General features: G+C 68.6%; 18 protein-coding genes and 3 pseudogenes. 9 read left to right on the top strand and 12 right to left on the bottom strand.

Annotation, left to right across the window (positions count from 1 at the left end; translation table 11 throughout):
- Positions 1–9: 9 nt before the first annotated feature.
- The 3 genes from DL544_RS12105 to DL544_RS12115 are packed head-to-tail and all read left to right on the top strand — an operon-like array spanning position 10 to position 3,267.
- Complete coding sequence (locus tag DL544_RS12105) at positions 10–2,274, top strand: DUF802 domain-containing protein (protein ID WP_139727220.1); 2,265 nt, start codon at positions 10–12, stop codon at positions 2,272–2,274.
- On the top strand, positions 2,271–2,909 hold the full coding sequence (locus DL544_RS12110; RefSeq protein ID WP_065179209.1) for an OmpA family protein: 639 nt from the start codon (positions 2,271–2,273) through the stop codon (positions 2,907–2,909). Before DL544_RS12105 ends, DL544_RS12110 begins: the two co-directional genes overlap by 4 nt.
- On the top strand, positions 2,899–3,267 hold the full coding sequence (locus DL544_RS12115; protein ID WP_065179208.1) for a DUF2894 domain-containing protein: 369 nt from the start codon (positions 2,899–2,901) through the stop codon (positions 3,265–3,267). The genes DL544_RS12110 and DL544_RS12115 overlap by 11 nt, the downstream gene beginning before the upstream one ends.
- A 152-nt stretch (positions 3,268–3,419) precedes the next feature.
- Here DL544_RS12115 and DL544_RS12120 read toward each other — a convergent pair.
- Positions 3,420–3,824, bottom strand: a pseudogene (locus DL544_RS12120) (REP-associated tyrosine transposase); the annotation flags it as partial.
- On the opposite strand from DL544_RS12120, the gene DL544_RS21940 reads away from it, so the two are divergent.
- Positions 3,726–3,941: a hypothetical protein gene (locus DL544_RS21940; protein ID WP_255313145.1), complete on the top strand. Its 216-nt coding sequence runs from the start codon at positions 3,726–3,728 to the stop codon at positions 3,939–3,941. The pseudogene DL544_RS12120 and the gene DL544_RS21940 sit on opposite strands and share 99 nt — an antisense overlap.
- A gap of 32 nt (positions 3,942–3,973) precedes the next feature.
- Here the strand turns inward: DL544_RS21940 and DL544_RS12125 are convergent, their stop codons facing one another.
- The 9 genes and pseudogenes from DL544_RS12125 to DL544_RS12165 form a co-directional block, all read right to left on the bottom strand.
- Positions 3,974–4,732 (bottom strand): 2,3-dihydro-2,3-dihydroxybenzoate dehydrogenase, encoded by a 759-nt coding sequence (locus tag DL544_RS12125; RefSeq protein ID WP_139727222.1) that lies wholly within the window; start codon positions 4,730–4,732, stop codon positions 3,974–3,976.
- Positions 4,723–8,612 (bottom strand): annotated as a pseudogene (locus tag DL544_RS12130) (amino acid adenylation domain-containing protein). Before DL544_RS12130 ends, DL544_RS12125 begins: the two are co-directional and overlap by 10 nt.
- Positions 8,609–8,866 (bottom strand): phosphopantetheine-binding protein, encoded by a 258-nt coding sequence (locus DL544_RS12135; RefSeq protein WP_065179204.1) that lies wholly within the window; start codon positions 8,864–8,866, stop codon positions 8,609–8,611. The pseudogene DL544_RS12130 and the gene DL544_RS12135 overlap by 4 nt, the downstream one beginning before the upstream one ends.
- Positions 8,866–9,498: an isochorismatase family protein gene (locus DL544_RS12140; protein WP_139727224.1), complete on the bottom strand. Its 633-nt coding sequence runs from the start codon at positions 9,496–9,498 to the stop codon at positions 8,866–8,868. The genes DL544_RS12135 and DL544_RS12140 overlap by 1 nt, the downstream gene beginning before the upstream one ends.
- On the bottom strand, positions 9,498–11,150 hold the full coding sequence (locus tag DL544_RS12145; RefSeq protein WP_139727226.1) for a (2,3-dihydroxybenzoyl)adenylate synthase: 1,653 nt from the start codon (positions 11,148–11,150) through the stop codon (positions 9,498–9,500). The genes DL544_RS12140 and DL544_RS12145 overlap by 1 nt, the downstream gene beginning before the upstream one ends.
- Positions 11,147–12,340: an isochorismate synthase gene (locus DL544_RS12150; RefSeq protein WP_139727227.1), complete on the bottom strand. Its 1,194-nt coding sequence runs from the start codon at positions 12,338–12,340 to the stop codon at positions 11,147–11,149. The genes DL544_RS12145 and DL544_RS12150 overlap by 4 nt, the downstream gene beginning before the upstream one ends.
- A complete protein-coding gene (locus DL544_RS12155; protein WP_139727229.1) occupies positions 12,337–13,533 on the bottom strand; it encodes an MFS transporter in 1,197 nt (398 codons plus the stop codon). Before DL544_RS12155 ends, DL544_RS12150 begins: the two co-directional genes overlap by 4 nt.
- Positions 13,534–13,687: 154 nt before the next feature.
- Positions 13,688–13,998: pseudogene (locus tag DL544_RS12160) on the bottom strand (DUF3817 domain-containing protein).
- Positions 13,999–14,175: 177 nt separating this feature from the next.
- Complete coding sequence (locus DL544_RS12165; RefSeq protein WP_139727231.1) at positions 14,176–15,111, bottom strand: TIGR03571 family LLM class oxidoreductase; 936 nt, start codon at positions 15,109–15,111, stop codon at positions 14,176–14,178.
- 66 nt (positions 15,112–15,177) lie between these two features.
- Here DL544_RS12165 and DL544_RS12170 point away from each other — a divergent pair, with 66 nt between their 5' ends.
- The 5 genes from DL544_RS12170 (at position 15,178) to DL544_RS12190 (ending at position 19,241) form a co-directional block, all read left to right on the top strand.
- The gene (locus DL544_RS12170) at positions 15,178–15,627 is read left to right on the top strand and encodes a GNAT family N-acetyltransferase (protein WP_065185774.1); all 450 of its coding nucleotides are present in this window, start codon (positions 15,178–15,180) and stop codon (positions 15,625–15,627) included.
- A gap of 128 nt (positions 15,628–15,755) precedes the next feature.
- Positions 15,756–17,267 carry a thioredoxin family protein gene (locus DL544_RS12175; RefSeq protein WP_065179197.1) on the top strand — a complete coding sequence of 504 codons (1,512 nt, stop codon included), beginning with the start codon at positions 15,756–15,758 and terminating at the stop codon, positions 17,265–17,267.
- A gap of 437 nt (positions 17,268–17,704) precedes the next feature.
- Positions 17,705–18,334, top strand: a complete 630-nt coding sequence (locus DL544_RS12180) for a superoxide dismutase (RefSeq protein ID WP_139727233.1) — start codon at positions 17,705–17,707, stop codon at positions 18,332–18,334.
- A complete protein-coding gene (locus tag DL544_RS12185) occupies positions 18,331–18,909 on the top strand; it encodes a flavin reductase family protein (RefSeq protein WP_139727235.1) in 579 nt (192 codons plus the stop codon). The genes DL544_RS12180 and DL544_RS12185 overlap by 4 nt, the downstream gene beginning before the upstream one ends.
- A complete protein-coding gene (locus tag DL544_RS12190; protein WP_139727237.1) occupies positions 18,906–19,241 on the top strand; it encodes a tetratricopeptide repeat protein in 336 nt (111 codons plus the stop codon). The genes DL544_RS12185 and DL544_RS12190 overlap by 4 nt, the downstream gene beginning before the upstream one ends.
- Before the next feature lie 5 nt (positions 19,242–19,246).
- Here DL544_RS12190 and DL544_RS12195 read toward each other — a convergent pair whose 3' ends face one another.
- On the bottom strand, positions 19,247–20,395 hold the full coding sequence (locus DL544_RS12195) for a fatty acid desaturase family protein (RefSeq protein ID WP_005416924.1): 1,149 nt from the start codon (positions 20,393–20,395) through the stop codon (positions 19,247–19,249).
- An 11-nt stretch (positions 20,396–20,406) separates the two neighbouring features.
- Complete coding sequence (locus DL544_RS12200; protein ID WP_176556924.1) at positions 20,407–21,477, bottom strand: ferredoxin reductase; 1,071 nt, start codon at positions 21,475–21,477, stop codon at positions 20,407–20,409.
- Positions 21,478–21,522: the final 45 nt, after the last annotated feature.

The following is a 21,522-nucleotide window of genomic DNA, read 5'->3' on the forward strand; positions in this document are numbered from 1 at the left end:
CGGAACACCATGTCCAGAACTGCTCTCCATGTCGTTGTTTTCCTTGTCGGCCTGCTGGCCGTGTGCTGGATCGGCATTGGCTACGTTTCGGTGCATCCGCTGGGTGCAGCGGTGGCGGCGATCATTGCGGCCTGCTACATCGCCGGCGGCGTGGAGCTGTACCGCTACCGCCAGGCCAGCAACGGCCTGCGCGCCGCACTGAATGACCTGTCCAGCGCGAAGGAAAGCCTCGCCCCATGGCTGGAGCGCGTGCCGGTAGGCCTGCGCAACGCCGTGCGCCTGCGCGTGGAAGGCGAGCGCACCGCCCTGCCCGCACCGGTGCTGACCCCGTACCTGGTCGGCCTGCTGGTGCTGCTGGGCATGCTCGGTACCCTGCTGGGCATGATGGACACGCTGCGTGGCACCGGCCTGGCCCTGCAGAGCGCGACCGACATGGCCGCGATCCGCGGCTCGCTGGCCTCGCCGGTGCAGGGCCTGGCGGTGGCCTTCGGTACCTCGATCGCCGGTGTGGCCAGCTCGGCCATGCTCGGCCTGCTGGCGGCGCTGCTGCGTCGTGACCGTCTGCTGGCCGTGCAGCAGCTGGACCGCGCCATTTCCAGCGACCTGCATCCGTACTCGCAGGCCTGGCAGCGTGCCGAATCGCTGCGCCTGCTGCAGGCGCAGTCCGCAGCGCTGCCGGCGCTGGTCGACCGCCTGCAGGCGATGACCAGCACCTTTGAACAGCACAGTGCCGCCGCCAATGAGCGCCTGCTGGCTGGCCAGGCCGAGTTCCTGACCCAGAGCCAAGCGCTGCAGGAACGCCTGGCCCTGTCGCTGCAGCAGTCGCTGCGCGAAGGTGCTGAAGCCAGCGCCGCGGCCATCGGTGGCGCGCTGCAGCCGATGGCCGAGACCACCCTGGCTGGCCTGGCCCATCACGGCGAAGCACTGCATGCCCGCGTCGAGCAGGCCGTGCAGCAGCAGCTGGCCGGCCTGAGCGACGGTTTCGAACGCAGCCGGGTCGCCACCGAAGCCAGCTGGGCCAAGGTGGTGAGTGAACAGACCCAGGCGCAGCAGGCGCTGGTGAGTGATCTGCGCCAGCACCTGCAGGCCTTCAGCGATGGCCAGGGCACGCATGCCGAAGCGTTGATCGCGCGCCTCGGCGAGCGCCTGCAGGCCGATGCACAGAGCAATGCAGACGCCTTGCGTGCCGCCGCCGAGCAGCAGCAGGCCCTCAACAGCGCGCTGGTCGAGCGCCAGCAGCAGGCGTTGATCGCCGCCAGCGAACATCTGGATGCGCGTGCGCAGGCGCTGCTGCAGGCACTGGAACAGCAGCACAGCGCCAACCAGTCACTGCTGCAGGATCATGAAGCGCAGCGCTCGCAGCAGTGGCAGGCCGCGCAGGCCGCCGCCGCGACTGCGCACGCCGAACTGCAGGCCAGCCTGGACAGCCGCGAGCAGCAGCGCCAAGCGCGCTGGGACGCGGTCAGCGCCGAGTTGCAGCAGGCCCACGCCGCCCTGCAGGCGCAACTGCAGGCTGGCGACGAACAGCGCCTGCAGCGCTGGAGTGATGCCCTGCAGCACGTTTCCACCGAGCTGGCCGAGCGCCTGCAGGCCAATGGCGAACGCCTGGCTGCGCAGCAGCAACAGGTCTGCGACACGCTGGCGGCGACCGCGCAGCAGATCGGCGAGAACGGTCGCGCGCAGGCCAGCGCCACGCTGGCCGAAGTGTCCACCCTGCTGCAGACCGCGGCAGCGGCACCGAAAGCTGCTGCCGACGTCATCAACGAGCTGCGCAGCACGCTCTCTGAAAGCCTGGTGCGTGACAACGCGATGCTGGAAGAGCGCGGTCGCCTGCTGGCCACCGTGCAGACCCTGCTGGATGCAATCAACCACGCATCGCACGAACAGCGCACCGCGGTGGACGCACTGGTTGGCGGTTCGGCCGAGCTGCTGGAGCGTGTTGGCAACCGCTTTACCGACCATATCGCGGCCGAGACCGGCAAGCTGGATGGCATTGCGGCAGCACTCACCGGCAGCGCGGGTGACGTCGGCCAGCTGGCCGGCGCCTTCGGTGAAGCGGTCGCGCAGTTCGGCAGTGCCGCCACCGCGCTTTCCGGCCGCCTGGAACAGATCGGTGGCGCACTGGATGCCTCGCTGGCCCGTAGCGATGAGCAGCTGGCTTATTACGTGGCGCAGGCGCGCGAGGTGGTCGACCTCAGCCTGCTGTCGCAGAAGCAGGTGATGGAAGAACTGCAGCAGCTGGCCACGCGCCGCGGCAAGGCCGGTAGCGCATGAGCGACGAGCTGGAGGTCGATGGCGGCTCGCACGCACCGATCTGGGCCGCCTTCGGCGACCTGATGTCGGTGCTGCTGGGTGCGTTCGTGCTGATCCTGGTGGGTGTGGTCGCGGTGCAGCTGGAGCTGTCGCAGCGGCTGGACCAGGAAATGAAGCAGCGCCAGGCCGAAGCCAAGCGCCTGCAGACCCTGGAACAGGCGCTGGCCGGCCCACTGGCCGCCGGTCGCGTGACCCTGGTCGATGGCCGCATCGGCATCAGCGGCAGCGTGCTGTTCGCACTGAACTCGGACCAGCTGCAGCCGGAGGGCCAGGAGCTGCTGCGCAGCCTGGCCGCACCGCTGGCCGCCTATCTGGGCAGCCGCGAAGAGATCCTGATGGTCAGCGGCTTTACCGATGATGCGCCGGTGCGCGAAGGCAACCGCCGCTTCGCCGACAACTGGGAGCTGTCCGCGCAGCGGTCGCTGACCGTGACCCGCACCCTGATCGCCGATGGCGTACCGGCTGACGCCGTGTTCGCCGCCGCGTTCGGCAGCGAGCAGCCGGTCAGTTCCAACGCCAATGAGGAAGGCCGCGCGCGCAATCGCCGTGTGGAAATCGCGCCGATCCCCAAGCCCAAGGCGGCGGATGGCAAGTAAGCCGCCCGCGCTGGAAGGCCTGCGCGCATTGGTGCGTGACCTTGATGCGGGGTCGCGCTCGCTGCCGCATTACCCACAGGTGCCGATGCTGCAGCAGGTGCAGCGCGAATGGTCGGAGCTGCGCAGCGAACTTCAGGTGCGCCGCTCGCTGCGCGCCGAGGCCCCGGCTGACGGCGGCCCGCTGAACTCAGCGGTGCTGGTGCAGCGCATGCTCGACATGATGCAGGCCGCCAGCCCCGGCTACCTGCGCCACTTCATCGACTATGTGGACACATTGTCCTGGCTACAGGCGCTGCAGGATGGCGCCGCCAGCGGCGGTGATACCGCAAAGCCGAAACGGACACGCAAGCCGCGCTGACCGTTGAATGGTAGTGCCGGCCGCTGGCCGGCAGCTACGCATCTGCGGGTTCCTGCGGTTGCCGGCCAGCGGCCGGCACTACCCTTACGGATGCCCTGTGCACCGGAACGGGATCTGCGCTGTGGTAGTGTCGGCCGCTGGCCGGCATCACCCCAGGCCGACCACGCATACGGATACTCGCCAATCTGCCCAGCAAGACCGGCGCGCACCGGATTGCCCAGGATGTACAGGGCCTGCCGCGCCAGCGACTCTTCGGTCCTTACTGCATGATCGAAGTAGCCGGGCTGCCACACCGTACCTCGACGGCCCGCCAGGCGATTCAGGGCAAGTGCGCTCGACGATTTCATCCGGCGCGCGACGTCTGGAAGGTGAACTGCACGCAGCTCGAACATCCAGTGGACGTGATCCGGCATGACAACCCATGCGTGTGACCATACGAGCCCGCGCTGTTCGACGTAATGGAACTGGTCGATTACACATGCTGCTGCAGCTTCGCTTTCAAAGAGCCGGCGGCGCTGGTGGGTCGTGGTTGTCAGGACATAGGCCTGGCCGATGATCGAGTGACGGCCCAGGCGGAGGCGATGGCTGCTCATGCGCCATGGTGGGTCGATCATTGGGCGTTGGCTGTCAGGCCAAGCCTCGATGGGGGTTGGGAGATGTCTGAAGTTGAATGAGGTTGCCGGCCAGCGGCCGGCACTACCAGACCTCAGCCGCGCAGGGTGGCGCCGCCGTCCACGTACAGGTCGCTCATCGCTACGTGCCCGGCCTGCTCGGAGAGCAGGAACATCGCCGAGTGCGCGATGTCTTCCGGGGTGGCCAGCTTGCGCAGTGGGATGCCGGCCTTGTAGGTCTCAAGGCTGCCGACGATCACCCGTTCGGCTCCGTGCTCGTCCTGCCACATGCCGGTCTGCATCGGGGTCAGCGTGGACCCCGGGGCGACGATGTTGCAGCGGATGCCCAACGGCGCCAGCTCCAGCCCGAGGCAGCGGGTGAACATCGTGGCGGCGGCCTTGGATGCCGCATAGGCGGCCATGCCATGCCTCGGCACACCGGCCGCATTCGAGCTGACGGTAACCATCGCGCCCTGCCCGCGCGGCGACATCACCCGCGCCAGGGCACGCCCGACATGGAACACCCCGTCGGTGTTCACCGCGAACACCCGGCGCCAGTCGTCATCGCCGGTCTCGGTCACGCCGCCCACATGCAGCACACCGGCCACGCTGGCGGCCAGCATGATCGGCCCGATGCTGGACTCGACCTGATCCACCAAGCCGTCCACGGCGGCACTGTCGGTCACGTCGAGTGCGAAGGTATGCACACGCACATCTGCCGTAACAGGCGCCTCGCGATCGGTCGCCACCACGGTGCAACCGGCCTCGGCCAGCAACCGTACCAGTGCCTCGCCGATGCCACCGGCGGCGCCGGTCACCAACGCCACGCGGCCTTTGAAACCGGTCAACTGCATGTTGCGATCTCCTGTTGTTCGTCCCATTGGCGCAAGCGTGCCGACAACCACGGCGCCAGCTGCGCCACTGCATCGCGTCCGGTCAGCTCTGCGTGCAGGAATGGCAGTTCCAACGACTGCACCCTGCGCGCGTGTGCCCGCCACAACGCCGACCGCAACTGTGGCCGCGCCTGGTGATCTCGACCGGCACGCACATGCACCAGCGTGCCATCGAACGGCCGGTGGATATGTTCACGGATCAGTCGATTGGTGCCGGTCACGGCGCGCACCACGCCATCCAGCACGACATCCGGCAGGCTACCCAGCGCACTGCCGCCACGACGCAGGAACGCGAGAATGCGTTCCCGGCTGTCCAGTTCCGGATGCGCATCCGGGTCATGACCGGCAATCGCCAGCAGTGCCCGCAATGCGGCGATGGCATCGGGCTCCGGCTCGGCCCGCCAGCACTCGCTGGGATAGGCGTCCAGCAGTACAAGTTCGCCGACCTCGCGCCCGATCTCATGCAGTCGCACCGCCATCGCCTGGGCGAGGATGCCACCCACCGACCAGCCCAGCAGATGCACCGCCCCCGTCGGCTGCAATGCGACCACACGCTGTACGTAGTCGTTGGCCATCGCCTCGATACTGCTCGGCAGCGGCTGCCGCGCGTCCAGTGCCGGCGACTGCAGGCCATATACCGGGCGTGCCGGCTGCAGTGCCCGGGCCAGGGCGCGGTAGTTCCAGGCGATGCCGCCGGCCGGGTGCAGCACGAACAGCGGCGTAGGCCCGGCCGGTTCGGTCGCGGCCAGCGCAATCACCGGCCCCAGTGCGTGATCGGCCAGCGCGGGCGGCTCGGCAATGCGAACCGCCAGCGCAGCCACGGTGGGCTGGGCAAACAAGGCCCCCAGACCGAGATCGCAGCGCCAGCGCTGTTCGATCGCCAGCAGCAGGTGCACCGCCGACAGTGAGTCACCGCCGAGACTGAAGAAATCCGCATCCACCGCCACCGGCGCATCTCGCCCGAGTGCCTGGGCAAACAGCGAAGCCAGCTCCTGTTCCAACGGCGTGCGCGGCGCCAGCCCGGCGATCTCCTGCCGCGGTGGTACGGGCAGCGCGTTGCGATCCAACTTGCCGTTGGCGGTCACCGGCCAGTGATCCACGCCAACGAAGGCGGACGGCACCATGTAATCCGGCACGCGTGTGGCCAGATGACTACGCAGCATGCTGGCGTCGGCCAGTGCCGACGGCACATAGGCTACCAGCCGGCATCGCCGGGTGCGTCGTGGCGCAGGAGCACTTCCACCCGCTCCATGCCCGGCAGTTCGCGCAAAGCCGCCTCGATCTCGCCCAACTCGATGCGCAGGCCGCGCAGTTTCACCTGATGGTCGCTGCGGCCCAGGTACTCCACCGCGCCATCGCTGCGCCAGCGCGCTATGTCGCCGGTGCGGTAGATGCGCTCGCCCGCCAGGAAAGGATCGGCAAGGAAGCGTTCGGCAGTCAGGTCCTCGCGACCGAGATAGCCACGCGCCAGCTGCACACCGCCCAGATAAAGGTCACCGGCCACACCGACCGGCACCGGCTGCATCCGCGCGTCCAGCACGTAAAGGCGGGTATTCCAGACCGGGAAGCCGATCGGCACCGGCCGCGATCGATCCTGCGCCGACGCCGGCCAGTAGCTGACGTCCACCGCGGCTTCGGTCGGGCCGTACAGGTTGTGCAGCTCGGCGTGCATGCGCGCGTGGAAGCGGTCGCGCAACGCGGCGTCCAGCGCCTCGCCACTGGTGAATACCCGTCGCAGCTGCAGGCCTTCGGAGGCCGGTGCAGCGAGGAAGGCATCGAGCATCGACGGCACGAAATGCGCCGTGGTGATGCCATGCCCGCGGATCAGCCGCGCCAGTTCGGTGGGGTCGCGATGCGCATCGGGCCCGGCAACCACCAGCGTGGCTCCGCACAGCAACGGCAGGAAGAACTCCCAGACCGAGACATCGAAGGTGGCCGGGGTTTTCTGCAGCACGCGGTCATCGGCGCGGATGCCGTAGTGCTCGCGCATCCACAGCAGGCGGTTGACGATGGCACGGTGTTCGACGACCACGCCCTTCGGTTCCCCGGTCGAACCGGAGGTATAGATCACATAGGCCGCATCGCTGGGCGCCGGATCGGCCCACGGCGCGGCGAAGCTCAGCGCGGTCCACTGCTCCGGCGCGAGCACCGGTACGCCGGCCATGCGCGCCGAAACCTCCGCCGCAGCCAGAACGCACACCGGCTGCGCCGAGGCGAAGATCCGCGCCAGCCGCTCGTCGGGATGGGCAAGGTCCAGCGGCAGGTAGGCCGCGCCTGCGCGCAGCACGGCCACCAGCGCGATCACCAGCGCCAGCGAGCGCGGCAATGCCACCGCCACCACGCTGCCCGGGCCGACACCCATCGCCCGCAGCTGTGCCGCCAGCGCGAAACTGCGCGCTTCCAGCGTTGCGTAATCCATGGCAGCATCGCCGAACACCAGCGCAGGCGCGTGCGGGTCCCGATCCATGCCCTGCTGCAGCAATTCAACCAGGGTGGTCTCAGGAAGCGCGTGCGCGGTGGCGTTGAAACCCTGCAGCACCTCTTGCGCCTCCATGGGCGTGGCCAAGGGTACGGCTTCGATATCGTCAGCCTGCAGCGCCGCCGACACGAAATTCAGCAGCCGCGCCGCGTGCGCCTCGACATCCTCGCGACTGTACAGCGCGGGATTGGCCTCGATCTCCAGATCCAGCAGGTGCTGGCCATCGCCACGGAAACCCAGCGCCAGGTCATCCACCGGCCCGGTGCACAGCACCTCCAGCGCCGCCTGCACGCCGGGCAGGGCCGGCGGCCTGTAGAACGGCTGCACATTCACCAGCGGGCCGTGCAGGCGCTGCTGCGTGCCGACCAGGCCCAGGTCCCGGCGCAGCTGCTCGCCCCGGTAGCGGCCGTGCCTGCGGCCTTGACTGAGCTGGCGACCCAGGCCCCGGGCAAAGGCCTCGACGCTGCCCTCGCCGGCCGCCACGCGCAGCGGCAACACATTCATCACCATCGCCGGCACCCGCGCCGACGCGTTGCCCAACCGCCCCATGTAGGGCACGCCCAGCACCACTTCATCGGCGCCACTCATCCGCCGCAGGTACTCGGCCGCCAGTGCGACCAGCACATCCGGCCAAGGCTGCAGCCAACGCACCGAAGCCTGCAGCAACAGCTCACGGAATGCCGCATCGAGCGGCTGCACCCAGCGCAGCGCGTCGTCACTGGCCGCGAGCGTGCCGGCCAGGCCTGCGCCTGCCGGTGCGCCCTGCATGTGCTCACGCCACCACTGCCCGGCCTGCACGCGGCGCGGATCGGCACGGTAGGCGGCATCATCGGCCAGCACAGCGGACAGTCCTGGCAGTGGCTCACCCTTGCGGCCGGCGTACAACGCGCACACGCGATCGGTGAACAGCGCCATGCCGTAGCCATCGGCAGCCAGATGATGCACCCGCAGGTACCAGACCCAGCGCTGCCCACCCAGTTCAAGCAGCACCTGCTGGCTGATCCGGTCGCGGGTGGGATCGACCGGGCTCAGCCGGTCGGCGTGCATCAGGCTGCGTGCCGCAGCGGCGGGATCCGCCTCGGCGGACACATCGCGTACGGAAAGCAGCGGTACGTGTACCGGGTCATGCCACTGTAGTGGCTGGCCATCGGCACCTTCGGCAAAGCGCAATGCGAAAGCCTCGGCCTCGCGCGCAGCCCGGTCTGCCGCTGCGACGAACGCGGCCACGTCCAGCGGGCCGTCGATCCATACCGCGTGCGCGGTATTGAATGACGGATTGTCCGGTGCCAGCCGCTGTGCAAACCACAGCCCCGCCTGGGCCTCGGTCAACGCCACCGGCGTGGCCAGCGCTGCGGCGTTCATGCGTTCTGCGCGGCCTGCAGTTGCTGCACCACACCCCACCACTGGCGCAGCGTGGTGTGCTCGGCCAACTGCGAGAACTCCAGCGGAAGGCCATTGTTGCCCCAGGCCAGGACCAGGCCGAGCATGCGCATCGAGTCCAGGTCCAGGTCGATCAGGTTGTCGTCGTCACCGATCTCGGCCGGCGTGCACTCCAGGACACGCGCCACGTCGGCACGCATCCGCTCCAGATCCAGCGCCTCACCCATGGCAGCCATCACAGCACCTCCAGCAGCTGATCGGTGGTCATCGGCACACCACAGGTGCGCGCGATCCAGTGCAGCGCCTGATCGTGATCGGCACGCGAGAAGTCGGCCACCGCATCAGCGGCGATGAAGGCCTCGATATCACGCTGGAAGGCATCGACCACGGTCGCGGTACAGCCGATATGGGCGTACACGCCGGTCACCAGCAGCTGATCACGCCCACGTACCCGCATCAGCGTCTCCAGGTTGCTGCGCTGGAAGGCGCTATAGCGATGCTTGACCAGCACATGCTCGCCCGGCTGCGGCGCCAGCGCCTCGATGATCGGCTCATGATCGGCGCTGCGACGCATGCCCGGTCCCCACAGGTCGGCCTGAAGGCCGCGGTCGCGACGGTCCTGGTCACCGTGCTGGGCGGTGTAGAACACCGGAATGCCCTGCGCGCGGCAGTGCGCCAGCAGGCGCACGATGTTGTCCACCGCCGGCCGCAAGGGCGTGCTGCCGGCGTCGAATGCCGCCAGGAAGTAGCGTTGCATGTCGTGCACCAGCAAAGCCACACGATCGCGCTGCGGGCGCCACGGGCCACGCGCCTGCGGCAGTTCGGCGGCGGTCGGCAAGGGATAGTCGGTGATACGGGGCAGCGCCATCAGCGCGTTCCTCCTGTCTGTTGCAGATGACGCGCACGCAGCTGCGCGCGCAATTCGCGGCGGCTGATCTTGCCGACCGCCGTGGTATTGAAACTGTCGACGAACACGATCTGGTCGGGCACCTTGAACGCCGCCAGGCCGCGCCCGCGCATCCAGGCCTTCAGTGCCGGCGCCTTGAACGGTTCGCCCTGCGGGATCACAAAGGCGCAGCTGCGCTCGCCCAGGTACTCGTCGGGAATCGAGACCACGGCCGCATCGAACACGCCCGGATGTGCCAGCAGGTGGTCCTCTATCTCTTCAGCAGAGATCTTCTCGCCCGCCCGGTTGATGTGGTCACCCGCACGCCCCTGCACCACCAGGTAGCCTCCGGGCAGCTGCTGCACACGGTCACCGGTACGGTAGAAGCCGTCATCGGTGAACGAGCGCGCATTGGCCACCGCATCGTTGTGGTAGCCACGGATGGTGTACGGGCCACGGGTGAGCAGATGCCCCACCTCGCCTTCGGCCACCGGCTGGTCATGGTCATCGACCACGCGCACTTCGTCGTCCGGACTGATCGGCCGACCCTGGCAAGCCACGATCAGGTCCTCCGGATCATCCAGCCGCGTGTAGTTGACCAGGCCTTCGGCCATGCCAAACACCTGCTGCAGCGTGCAGCCAAGGCCGTCGATCACTCGCCGTGCGGCTTCCGGCACCAGTTTGGCACCGCCCACCTGCAGCACCTGCAGGCTCGACACGTCATACTTGCTGGTGGCGGCGGCCTGCGCCCACAGCAGCGCCAGCGGCGGCACCAGGCCGCAGCAGGTCACCCGCTCCCGTGCGATCAGCGGGAATGCGGCGTCCGGCCCGGGGCCGGGGCTGAGCACCACGCGGGCACCGGCATACAACGCGCCGAAGAAGCCGGGCGAGCTCATCGGGAAATTGTGCGCGGCCGGCAGCGCGACCAGGTAGACGCTGTCGCGGTCGATGCCGCAGATTTCATTGCTGGCACGGAACGAATAGATGTAGTCGTCATGCGTGCGTGGAATCAGCTTGGACAGCCCGGTGCTCCCACCGGAAATCTGCAGGAACGCCACAGACTGCGGGTCCGGATCGGCCGGCAACCGGCTGCGATCGCCCTGCAGTGCCTCCACCCCAATGAACTCCGCCGCATCGCCGTCGATCACTACATGGCGAACCGCCGGCACGTCGGCCTGCAGCGCCCGCGCCAGTCCGCGATGGTCGAAGCCATCATGCAGCCCGGTGGTGATGTAGGCACTGGCTTCGGCCTTGTTGGCGAAGTGCACCAGCTCGGTGATGCGGTGTGCCGGCAACGCGTACACCGGCACCAGTCCGGCGCGGAACAGGCCACAGACCGTTGTGACGAAGCCTGCCGTGTTGCCCAGCTGCACCAGCACCCGCTCCCCTGGCTGCAGGCCGAGCGTCAGCAGGCCGGCACCGATCCGCCCGGCCTCGTGCCACAGCTGCGCATAGCTCAGGCGCACGTCGCCGGCGACCACCGCAATGTCATCGGCATAGCGTTCTGCACGTTCGCGCAGGAACCCCGGGAAGGTCTCGCCACGCCAATGCCCAGCCTCGCGATAGCGCGCCATCAGGTCATCCGGCCACACCTGCTGCAGTGGCAGGCGGGAAGCGTCAGTGGAGGTAGTCATGCGGCAGGCTCGATCGCAGGCGCGGATTCATGGACACCCAGCGCATTCAGCAGGGCGGCGAACTTCGCAGCGGTCTCGGCCACCTCGGCCTCGGGCTGCGAGTCGGCAACGATGCCGGCGCCGGCGAACAGGCGCAGCTGCATTCCCTGCAGGCGTGCGCAGCGGATTGCCACATACCAGTCGCCGTCACCCTGCGCGTCCAACCAGCCCACGGCGCCGGCATAGAAGCCGCGCGGCACCGGTTCCAGCTCGCGGATGCGCTGCAGCGCCGCCAACCGCGGCGTACCGCAGACCGCCGGCGTAGGGTGCAGTTGCGCCAGCAGCTCGGCGGCCGACGTGTGCGGATCCTTCAGCGTGGCATGGATGCGTGTGCCCAGATGCCACATGCTGGCGGTGGCATGCAGCGCCGGGCGCGGCTGTGCATCGATGTGGCTGCAATACGGCGCCAGACCCTCGACGATCGCCTCGACCACATGACGGTGCTCGTCATGGTCCTTGGTCGAGGCCAGCAGGTTCTGCGCGGCGCGCTCGTCCTCGGCAGCATCGGCGCAGCGCCGCGCAGACCCCGCCAGCGGGTGCGACAACAGCTCAGCACCACGCTTGCGCAGCAGCAATTCCGGGGTCGCGCCCACCAGCCACGCTGGCGCCTGACCCACTTCCACCGGCAGCGGAACCGCATAAGTCGCCACCGAAGGATCCGCGCCCAGCCGTGCCAGCAGCACGTCCGGAGACAGCACCCGGTGGGTGCGTGCCACCAGGCTGCGCGCCAGCACCACCTTCTGAAGGTCCAGTTCGGGCGCGCGCAGTGCCTGCACCGCCGCAGCCACCGACGCCGCGTACGCCTGCGCCGAAGGCTCGGCCTGCAGGGCACCCTCCAGCGCTGGCGCGGCCTGTGGCTGTAGTGCCAGCGCTGGCAGCAGGCGCTCGGGCTGGTACAACGCGTCGTCGGCACGGGGTTCGAATGGGACTGCGCCAACCAGCAGGCCCGGGCCGCCGCGCTGCTGGGCAAAGAACACCGAAACGCGTTCCGCCAACGTCGCCAGCGCACCGGCCGGCAGCGTGGCGCGGCAACCGCGTGCGTGCACGTGCTGGCCAGCGTGCTGCAGCAGGAACAGCGTCGCGTCGTCGCTGCTCTCCTGCGGCGCTGGCGCAGCCTCCGGCCACGCGCCCTGCATCAGGGAATCGTTCATGGGGTCTCCTTCATCCGATGCACTGCGGCCAGCGCGCACAGCAACAGCAGCAACGCGCCGACCAGGAGGTATGGCAGGCTGGGCCCGCCGCGATACACCAGCGTGCCGAGCATCGGCCCGGCCACCATGCCCAGTCCCTGCGCGGCAGCGACAGTACCGGCGGCGGCGCCCTGCTCGTGCGCCTCCACCGCGTCGGCGGCCAATGCCTGGAACGAAGGGAATACGAAGCCCATGCCGAATGCAGCCAGTGCGTAGGCCGCAGGCAGTTGCCAGGCCTGCTGCACGCCCGCCACCGAAGCAAAGCCGATGCCTGAGATCACGGCGCCGAGGGCGATCCAGCGGCGCGGATGAACCTCCAGCTTCATCACCAGCGCCTGCGCCAGGATCAGGCCAACGCCGACCGCCGTCAGCGCGATGCCGGCCATGCGCGCACCGGCCGCCGCATCCAGGCCCAGGCGATCAATCGCGAAGAAGCCAACCGTGACCTGCGCGATGGTCACGGAAACCATGGCGATGAACGCCGCCAGCTGCGGCAGGCGCAGGCGCGGGTCGAGGCGGCTTATCGGCGCACGGCGCTGGGCGGAAACGCCCATTACAGGCGCTGTGGCCGGCAGTCGCCAGGCCAGCAGCGCCAACGCCAGCAGTGGCAACAGTGCGGCCACGTACAGCGCCAGCGACAGGTTCGTATAGGCCAGCCAACCCGCGGCAGCCGGGCCCAGCACCATGCCCAACGCGTTGGCGCTGCCCAGGCGGGCGAGGAACTTCGCACGCTGCCCGGTCGGTGCCTTGTCGGCGATCAGCGCAGCTGCGGTAGGAGGCACCGCTGCGTAGAACAGGCCGATCAGGCCGCGCGCAGCGACCAGCACCAGCACTGACACCAGCACCGGCGGCACCGCCTGCAGGGCCACGTCGATGAACACCGCCAGCGCGATGTAGACCACGGTGTAGGCACTCATCGCCAGCATCAGCACGCGCTTGCGGCCGATGCGGTCGCTGAGCTGGCCCCAGGGGCGCGCGGCCAGCATCCACAACACGCCTGCGGCGGTGACTGACAGCCCGGCATGCCACTCGGACAAACCGAGCATGCGGACCACCGGGCCGATCACGGCGACGAAGGACATCATCGCCATGGTGCCAATCAGGGCAGCCAACACCAGCGCCGGCAAGCCGGGAACGACGGGACGTGCGTGCATGAAACACCAGCCGTAACAGGAAAGGATTGGCCGGGCGCGCCTGCGCGCCCCACCCGGCACCGACCCTGCTCAGGGCCAGATGCCACCCTCAAATGATAACGGCTCGTATTTGCATTTGATACCCATTCTCTTGAATGGGCGCGCAACACTGGGTTCAGCGCATTGCACGCAGGCCGAGCAGGCCACGGCGCTTGAACCACCACTCCAGGGCAGTGTCACCAGCGGCGGGATCGCTGCCAGCAGGGCCAGGGCACTGGCCCACCACGGCCAGCGCAGGCGCACCGCCGCGAGCAGCGTCACCGCCACATAGACGAGGAAAGCCACGCCGTGCAGCGGCCCGAACACCTTCACCAGGGCCACGTTGGCCATCGGGCCGTACTTCATCCACATGCCGATGAGCAGGCCGGCCCAGGTCACGGCCTCGATGAAAGCGACCGCAGCGAACAGGCGTCCGGTCGGGTGCATGGGGGAACGTTGGGTCACGTGGGGCTCCGGCATCGGGGTATCAAATGCGAATGATACGCAGATGCGCGCTGCATGTAGAGTCGAGCCGTGCTCGACTGCTTCTGCCTCGGCCACTGAAGGAAACACTCAGCAGTTCAGCGGGCGCAGCGGCGAGAGCGTGTCCACCAAGGTGGACACCTACCCGGGCATATCCGGCAGAACCTGCTCCCCGATCTCGCGCAGCACGTCATCCATCGTCCGCCCGTTATCGATCAGGTTGAACATCACATGCGCCACGCCCTGCGCATGCACGCGCAGCAGATACTCACGCAGGCCATCGCGGCCGACCTTCAGGCCCAGCGGCAGCGGCTCGGGCGGCGCCTGCGGATCTGCCTGCAGGTCCAGCAGCATCGACTGCACGAACGGCTTGCCTGGCCCGCCGCGCTGCGCCAGCGCCTGCTGCCACAGGCCGATGCGCCCTTCCTGCGCGGCCTCTTCGCGGTGATAGGTGGCCCAGCCTTCGGCCTCACGCGCTATCCACTGCAGGCTCTGCCGCGCGGTACCCACCACCAGCATCGGAATGCGGGTTGCCGGCGCTGGCAGCACGTCGAAGCCACCAGTGGCCTGCAATACGGCGGTGCGCTCATCGGCGGCCGGTGACAGCGCCGCCCGCAACAACGTCCAACGCTCACGGAAGGTCGCCGCCCTGCCCTCCAGATCCTCGCCGAATGCGGCGAACTCTTCCGGGCGGTCACCCGAACCCAGGCCCAGTACGAAGCGTCCGCCGCTGATCCGGTCCAGGCTCAACGCCGACTTCGCCACCTGCAGGGGCTGGCGCAATGGCAGCACGATGGCCGCGCTGCCGACCACGATGTGCCCCGTCGCGGCCGCCAGCATGCCCAGCCACAGGAACGGATCGTCCAGCGCACTTGCTGTCGCGTCCGGACCCTGCGGCACCATCAGCGGCACATCGCGCGCCCACAACGCGGCGAAACCAAGATCGTCGGCCAACCGCGCGATGCGCCGCGCCTGATGCGGATCGGCCAGCCCCTGCGACGCCACCGGCGTCATCAGGCCCAGGCTCAAGCCCTGCCCTGGAAACAACGCAGCGTACGCGGGATTGAAATCACTCATGCCTGCAGCTTAGCGTGCAGGCATGGGGCAGCGATGACGCGCAGCCCGCCACGGGAAGAACACTGCATGCCGACGATCCGCCCTGCCCGCGTCGATGACCTGCCCGCGATCAGCGCGGTGTGCCTGGCCGCGTTCACTGCGGCGGTGGCGCCCTCGCTCAGCGCAACCGGCATCGCCACGTTCGGCAATGTCGCCGCCGCCGATGCGTTCGGTGAACGCCTGCACGGCGACAACCATATCCTGGTGGCCGAGCAGGACGGCCGTATCATCGGCGTGGTCGAGCTGAAGGAAGGTCGCCACCTGGCGATGCTGTTCGTCGATCCCGGCTGCCAGGGACAGGGCATCGGCCATGCACTGTTCGAGGCGGTGCTGCCTCAGGTACGCGCGCCGGCCCTGACCGTACGCGCATCGCTCAACGCTGTGCCGACCTATCTGCGCTATGGCTTCGTGATTGACGGTGAGGCCGGCGAGTTCAACGGACTGGTCTACCAGCAGATGGTGCGGGCAGCCGCCTGAAGGCACGGGCCCCGGCCAATGCCCGGGGCGTCATGCCCCGGCGCATGTCCGTCATGAGCAAACTGAATCAGCGGGTTCCCTGCGCGTTCCTACAATGCCCTGTCACCCTGCCCTTCGAGATCCTGCCGATGCGCGTCGCGCTTTCCGTGTTGCTGCTGGCTTCGGCGCTGAGTGCCTGCGCCCCGGCCCCGGTTTCCACCGCCAACTCCGCCGAGGCACCTGCGCCGGCCAAGGGAATCGCGTGGCGCCAGGGTGACGTCGATGATGCCTTCGCCGAAGCCGCAGACAGCGGCAAGCCGGTGCTGCTGTACTGGGGCGCGGTCTGGTGCCCGCCGTGCAACCAGCTCAAGGCCGGCCTGTTCAAGGACCCGGCCTTCATCGCCTTGACCGGCAAGTTCGTGCCGGTCTATCTGGATGGCGACGAGGAAGGTGCGCAGGCCTGGGGCGAACGCTTCGGGGTGCGCGGCTACCCGACCCTGATCGTACTGGACCCACAGCGCAATGAACTTACCCGCGTGGCCGGTGGCAACGACGCCGCCGAACTGACCCGGGCGTTGACCGTTGCCGCCGGGCGCCGCAGTGCAATCGCTGCCACTCTGGCCACCGCCCTGGCCACGCCGGAGAAGTTGGCTGCAGAAGACTGGCAGGTACTGGGCGACTACGGCTGGGAAGTCGACGCCAACCGCCTGGCCGGCGAGCGCAGGAGTCAGGATGTACTGCGCCAGCTGTCCAAGGCGGCACCGGATGCCGCCCTGCAGCGCCGCTTCGCCCTGCTGGCCTTGGCCACCGCCGACACGCCCGCCAGCTCGCCTACCGAAGTACGCGAGCTGCTGCAGGCCGTGCTGGCGCAGCCGGCCGAAGTCCGCCGCAACCGTGAGTTGCTGGGCTATGCAGGCGCACAGCTGGTCACGCAGGCCAGTACTGGGCCGGCCACCCGCAACACGCTGGGCCAGCAGCTGCTGGTCGCGCTGGAACGCGCAGATGCCGAGCGCGGCGACCGCGCCGACGACGCATTGTCGCGCGCACTGACGGAAGTATCGCTGGCCCGCCAGCAGCAGCCGAAGGGCGCACTGCCCGCGCCGCTGGTTGATCGGGTCAAGCAGCGCGTGGCCGCGGCCGACGCCACCGCCACTGATGCGCATGCACGCCAGGCCACGATCAGCAGCGCGGTCTACGCACTGCGCCAGGTCGGTGACGACGCCGGTGCCGAGGCGTTGTTGCTGGCGGAGCTGAAGCGCAGCGAGCAGCCCTACTACTACATGCCCGAGCTGGCCGAACTGGCCGAGCAGCGCGGCGACACTGCCGGTGCGCTGGAGTGGTTGAAGCGTGCCTACGACGGTGCGCAGGGCCCGGCCACCCGCGTGCAATGGGGCGTGCTGTACGTGGAAGGGTTGCTGAAGCTGGCGCCGAACGACGCGCCGCGCATCGAGCAGGCCACCGCCTCGCTGATCGCCGAACTGGAGGCGCAGCCGTCGGGTTACCACCAGCGCACCCGCCAGCGTTTCGAGCGCCTGGCCGGGCAGCTGAAGGCGTGGAGCGGGAAGCACCAGGGTGCCGAGACGCTGGCGCGATTGCAGCAGAGGATGCAGCAGGCGTGCGGTGAACAGGTGGATGGCGCGTGCAAGGACTGGTTGAGTTGAGTTGATGAAAACGCGGGCGGCTGGTTCGCCTGCCGGCGCCTTTGTTGATGCCGGTTGTGGCCGGGGGAGGGGCTGGCCGGGACACGCCGTAAACCCATCCTTGGGGGCTCGATGGCGCCATCCATGGCGCCAACGGTCCCGGCCAGCCCCTCCCCCCGCCACCGGACGGTTTCCTGCGAGCGCGGGCAGCACTTCAGCGCGCCGGTGAGGTTAGAAAAGCGGGTTCTGGTAGTGCCGGCCGCTGGCCGGCAACCCGACCTTGCCAGCATGCCGGCCAGCGGCCGGCACTACCATTCCGCTCGTGCTGTCCTGCAGGAAGAATCAAAGCGATGAACGCGCACGCACCTCAATCCCGCCCCTTGACCTCAACCAATGTTGAGGTGCGATAACGATCTCCCCACGGCCAGCCCCCTGGCCTTCCCACGGAGATTGCTTCGATGTCGTACTCGCTTCCCCCGCTCCCCTACGCCTACGACGCCCTTGAGCCGCATTTCGATGCGCGCACGATGGAGATCCACCACAGCAAGCACCACCAGACCTACGTCAACAATCTCAACGCCGCCATCGAGCAGGCCGGCATCGCCGAGCAGCCGGTCGAGGCGCTGATCGCCAACCTCGATGCCGTGCCCGAGGCCCAGCGTGGCGCGGTCCGCAACAACGGCGGCGGCCACGCCAACCACAGCCTGTTCTGGACCGTGCTCAGCACCACCGGTGGTGCACCCGATGACGAACTGGCCGCCGCCATCGACCGTGACCTCGGCGGTTTCGATGCTTTCAAGGTGGCCTTCACCAAGGCCGCGCAGACCCGCTTCGGCAGTGGCTGGGCCTGGCTGACCAGCGATCGCGATGGTCGCCTGCAGGTGGAAAGCAGCGCCAACCAGGACAGCCCGCTGATGGGTGCAGCCGTAGGCCTGTCCGGCCACACCCCGATCCTCGCACTGGATGTCTGGGAACACGCCTACTACCTGCACTACCAGAACCGCCGCCCGGACTACATCGGCGCCTTCTTCAACATCATCAACTGGGCCGAAGTCGGCCGGCGCTACCACCAGGCCCGGGCCTCATGAGCGGCGAGACACTGCCCTACGCCGGGCCGTGGGCCGGGGTGTTCCCCGCCCCGGCCCCGGTGCCATCGGTCGAGATGCCGCCGCGTGCCCTGCGGCGGCTGCTCGGCCATTTCCCGACCGGCGTGGCCATCGTCTGCGCGCGCGATGCACAGGGCAAGCCGGTCGGCCTGACCATCAACTCGTTCGTGCCGGTCTCACTGCAGCCACCGTTGGTGCTGTGGAACCTGGCGTTGCACGCACAGAGCCTGTCCACCTTCCAGCGCGCCACGCGCTTTGCGCTCAGCGTGCTGGCGGCCGACCAGGAAGCGCTGGCCCGGCGCTTCGCCGATCCGCAGGTCCGCAACCGCTTCGACGGCCTGGCATTGCTGGATGACGATGAGGACGCCCCACCCCGCATCACCGGTGCGGTCGCCCATCTCACCTGTACCCGCCACGCGCAGTGGCCGGTGGGCGATCACCTGCTGCTGGCCGGTCGCATCATCGAAGTGCACGAGAACGGCGGCGCGCCGCTGCTGTTCCATCGCGGTCGGTTCCAGCCGGGTCCGGCCGAACTGCTGGTGGAGGTACGCGGATGAACATCGAAGCACTGGAATGCATGCTCGCCGCCGGCAAGGACGGCGCGCTGCTGCGCTTCGGCCTGGGCAAGGGCTGGCTGGATGCCGGCAACCCGGTACGCGCGGCAACCCACCTGGGCCGTTGCGTGGTGCTTGATCCGCAGTACTCGGCGGCCTGGAGGCTGCTGGGCAAAGCCTGGCTGGCCAGTGGCCAGCCACAGGCGGCCCGTGAGGCGTGGCAGCGCGGCTTGAGCGTGGCCGGCAGCAAGGGCGACCAGCAGGCACGCAGGGAAATGCAGGTGTTCCTGCGCCGCCTGGACCGCGAGCAGGCGGCCCTGGCGAAGGCGGGCTGAGTCGATCAGCCCGCGTTGGCCGATGCCGGTGCGGACATGATGTCCGGCATCGGCAGGCGGCGCGGCTTGCTCGGGAATGCGTGGCGCAGGATGCGCCAGACCACCTGGCCGAACTGGCGCGGCAGCGAGCCGTTGTTGTAGTGCTGGCCGTAGCGGCGGCAGATGTCCTTCACTTCCTTGGCGATGGCCGCATAGCGGTTGGCCGGCAGATCCGGGTAGAAATGGTGCTCGATCTGGTGGCTGAGGTTGCCCGACAGCACGTTGATCAGGAACCCACCGCTGATGTTGGACGAACCGCGCAGCTGGCGCAGGTACCAGTGGCCGCGCGACTCATTGCGCAGGCACTCCTTGGGGAAGGTTTCCGATTCGGCGGTGAAGTGCCCGCAGAAGATGATCACGTAGGTCCAGATGTTGCGCAGGCCGTTGGCGACCAGGTTGCCCAGCATCACGGTGAGGAAGAACGGACCCGCCAGCAGCGGGAAGAACACGTAGTCCTTCAGCACCTGGCGCAGCATCTTGCGCGCCACCGGGCGGGTCTGCAGCCACATCGCACGGGCACTCATGCGGCCCTTCAGCCAGCGGCCAAGGCGAAGGTCCTGCGCCGCCACACCCCACTGGAACAGCAGTGCGAAGATCGGCGCGATGATCGGCTGCAGCAGGTAGAACGGCTTCCAGCGCTGTTCGGGGAAGATGCGCAGCAGGCCATAGCCGATGTCATCGTCCATGCCACGCACATTGGTGTAGGTGTGGTGGCGGAAATTGTGGGTCTTGCGCCAGTTGTCGGCGGTGGCAACGATGTCCCACTCGTAGGTGTTGCCATTGAGCTTGGGATCACCGGTCCAGTCGAACTGGCCGTGCATCACGTTGTGGCCCAGCTCCATGTTCTCCAGGATCTTCGACAGCGCCAGCAGCAGCGTGCCGGTGATCGCGGCCGGCCACAGCAGCGGCATCCAGAACAGCGGCGAAAACGCTGCCAGGAACAGCAGGCCACGGCCACCCACGCCGAACCAGCGCACGGCGGCGGCCACGCGGCGGATGTAGCGGGTATCGGAGGCGCCGAGGCTGCCGATCACACGGTCGCGGATCGCGTCGAGTTCCTCGCCGAAGGCATGCATCTCGGCAGTACTCAGGGCACGGTCGGTGGCGCGGGTCATGGCAGGCGTCCTCAGAGATCCAGGGTCAGGTCGGTGGTCGGTGCGCTCACGCAGATCCGCACCGGCTGTGCCGATTCGGACTGCAGGTCGCCGGTGCGCAGGTGGCGGGTGGCGCCACTGACGCGGTCACAGCTACAGGTATTGCAGATGCCCATGCGGCAGCCATGCTTGGGCTTGATGCCATGGGCTTCGAGGCTTTCCAGCAACGAGCGGCCGCGCGGCACGCTCAGCTGGCGGCCACTGCGGGCAAGGGTCAGCGACACTTCGCCTTCGCTGCTGGCGTCGCGCAACGGCGCCGGCGGAGTGAACGCTTCCGCCTGGAAACCCGCGACCTGGTGCGCCAGGCGTTCGCGCGCAGCGGCAACGAATCCATCCGGGCCACAGGCCAGCACGTGGCGCTGCGCCAACGGGGTGTCATCGCCGGCGACCTGCAGATCGTGAGTATCGATGCGTGCGGCAGGCGCATCACCCTCGCGGGTGGTCAGCAGGTGCACACGCAGGTTCGGCTGGCGCGCGGCCAGCGCCTGCAGCTCATCACGGAACTGCAGCTGGGCGGCACTGCGCTCCCAGTAGAACAGGTCCACCGGCGCGGCCAGCGGGCGCTGGCAGGCGTCGCGCAGCAGGCTGCGCATCGGCGTGATGCCACTACCGGCCGCCAGCAGCAATACCGGAGCCGCGGCCGGCAACTGGAATTCTCCGAACGCAGCCTCCACGCGGAACAGCTCGCCCGGCTGCGCATGGTTGACCAGATGCTGGCTGACCCGGCCGCCCTCGACCGCCTTGACGGTGATCGCCAGTTCGCGCGGTCCCAGTGCGGTGGGGCTGTAGCTGCGCTGCCACAGGCGTCCTTCAATCTCCACGCCGAGGGTGACGTGCTGGCCCGCGCGCATGCCGGCCCAGTGCCGGTTGGTGCGCAGGACCAGGGTCGCCGCGCCCTCGCCGGCCGGCTCGCGCCGGACCAGGCGGGCCACCGGCTCGCGCAGGGTCCACAGGGGATTGAGCTGGCCCGCCCAGAAATCGAACAGCGACGGCGAGAGCCAGCGGTACGGAGAGAACAGGGATGGACGGACGACAGCGCTCATGGGCGCACTATACGGGCGCACATACACCTGTGTATACATGTGTAT

The sequence above is a fragment of the Stenotrophomonas sp. pho genome, assembly GCF_006228405.1.
In the GTDB taxonomy this organism is placed as follows: domain Bacteria; phylum Pseudomonadota; class Gammaproteobacteria; order Xanthomonadales; family Xanthomonadaceae; genus Stenotrophomonas; species Stenotrophomonas sepilia.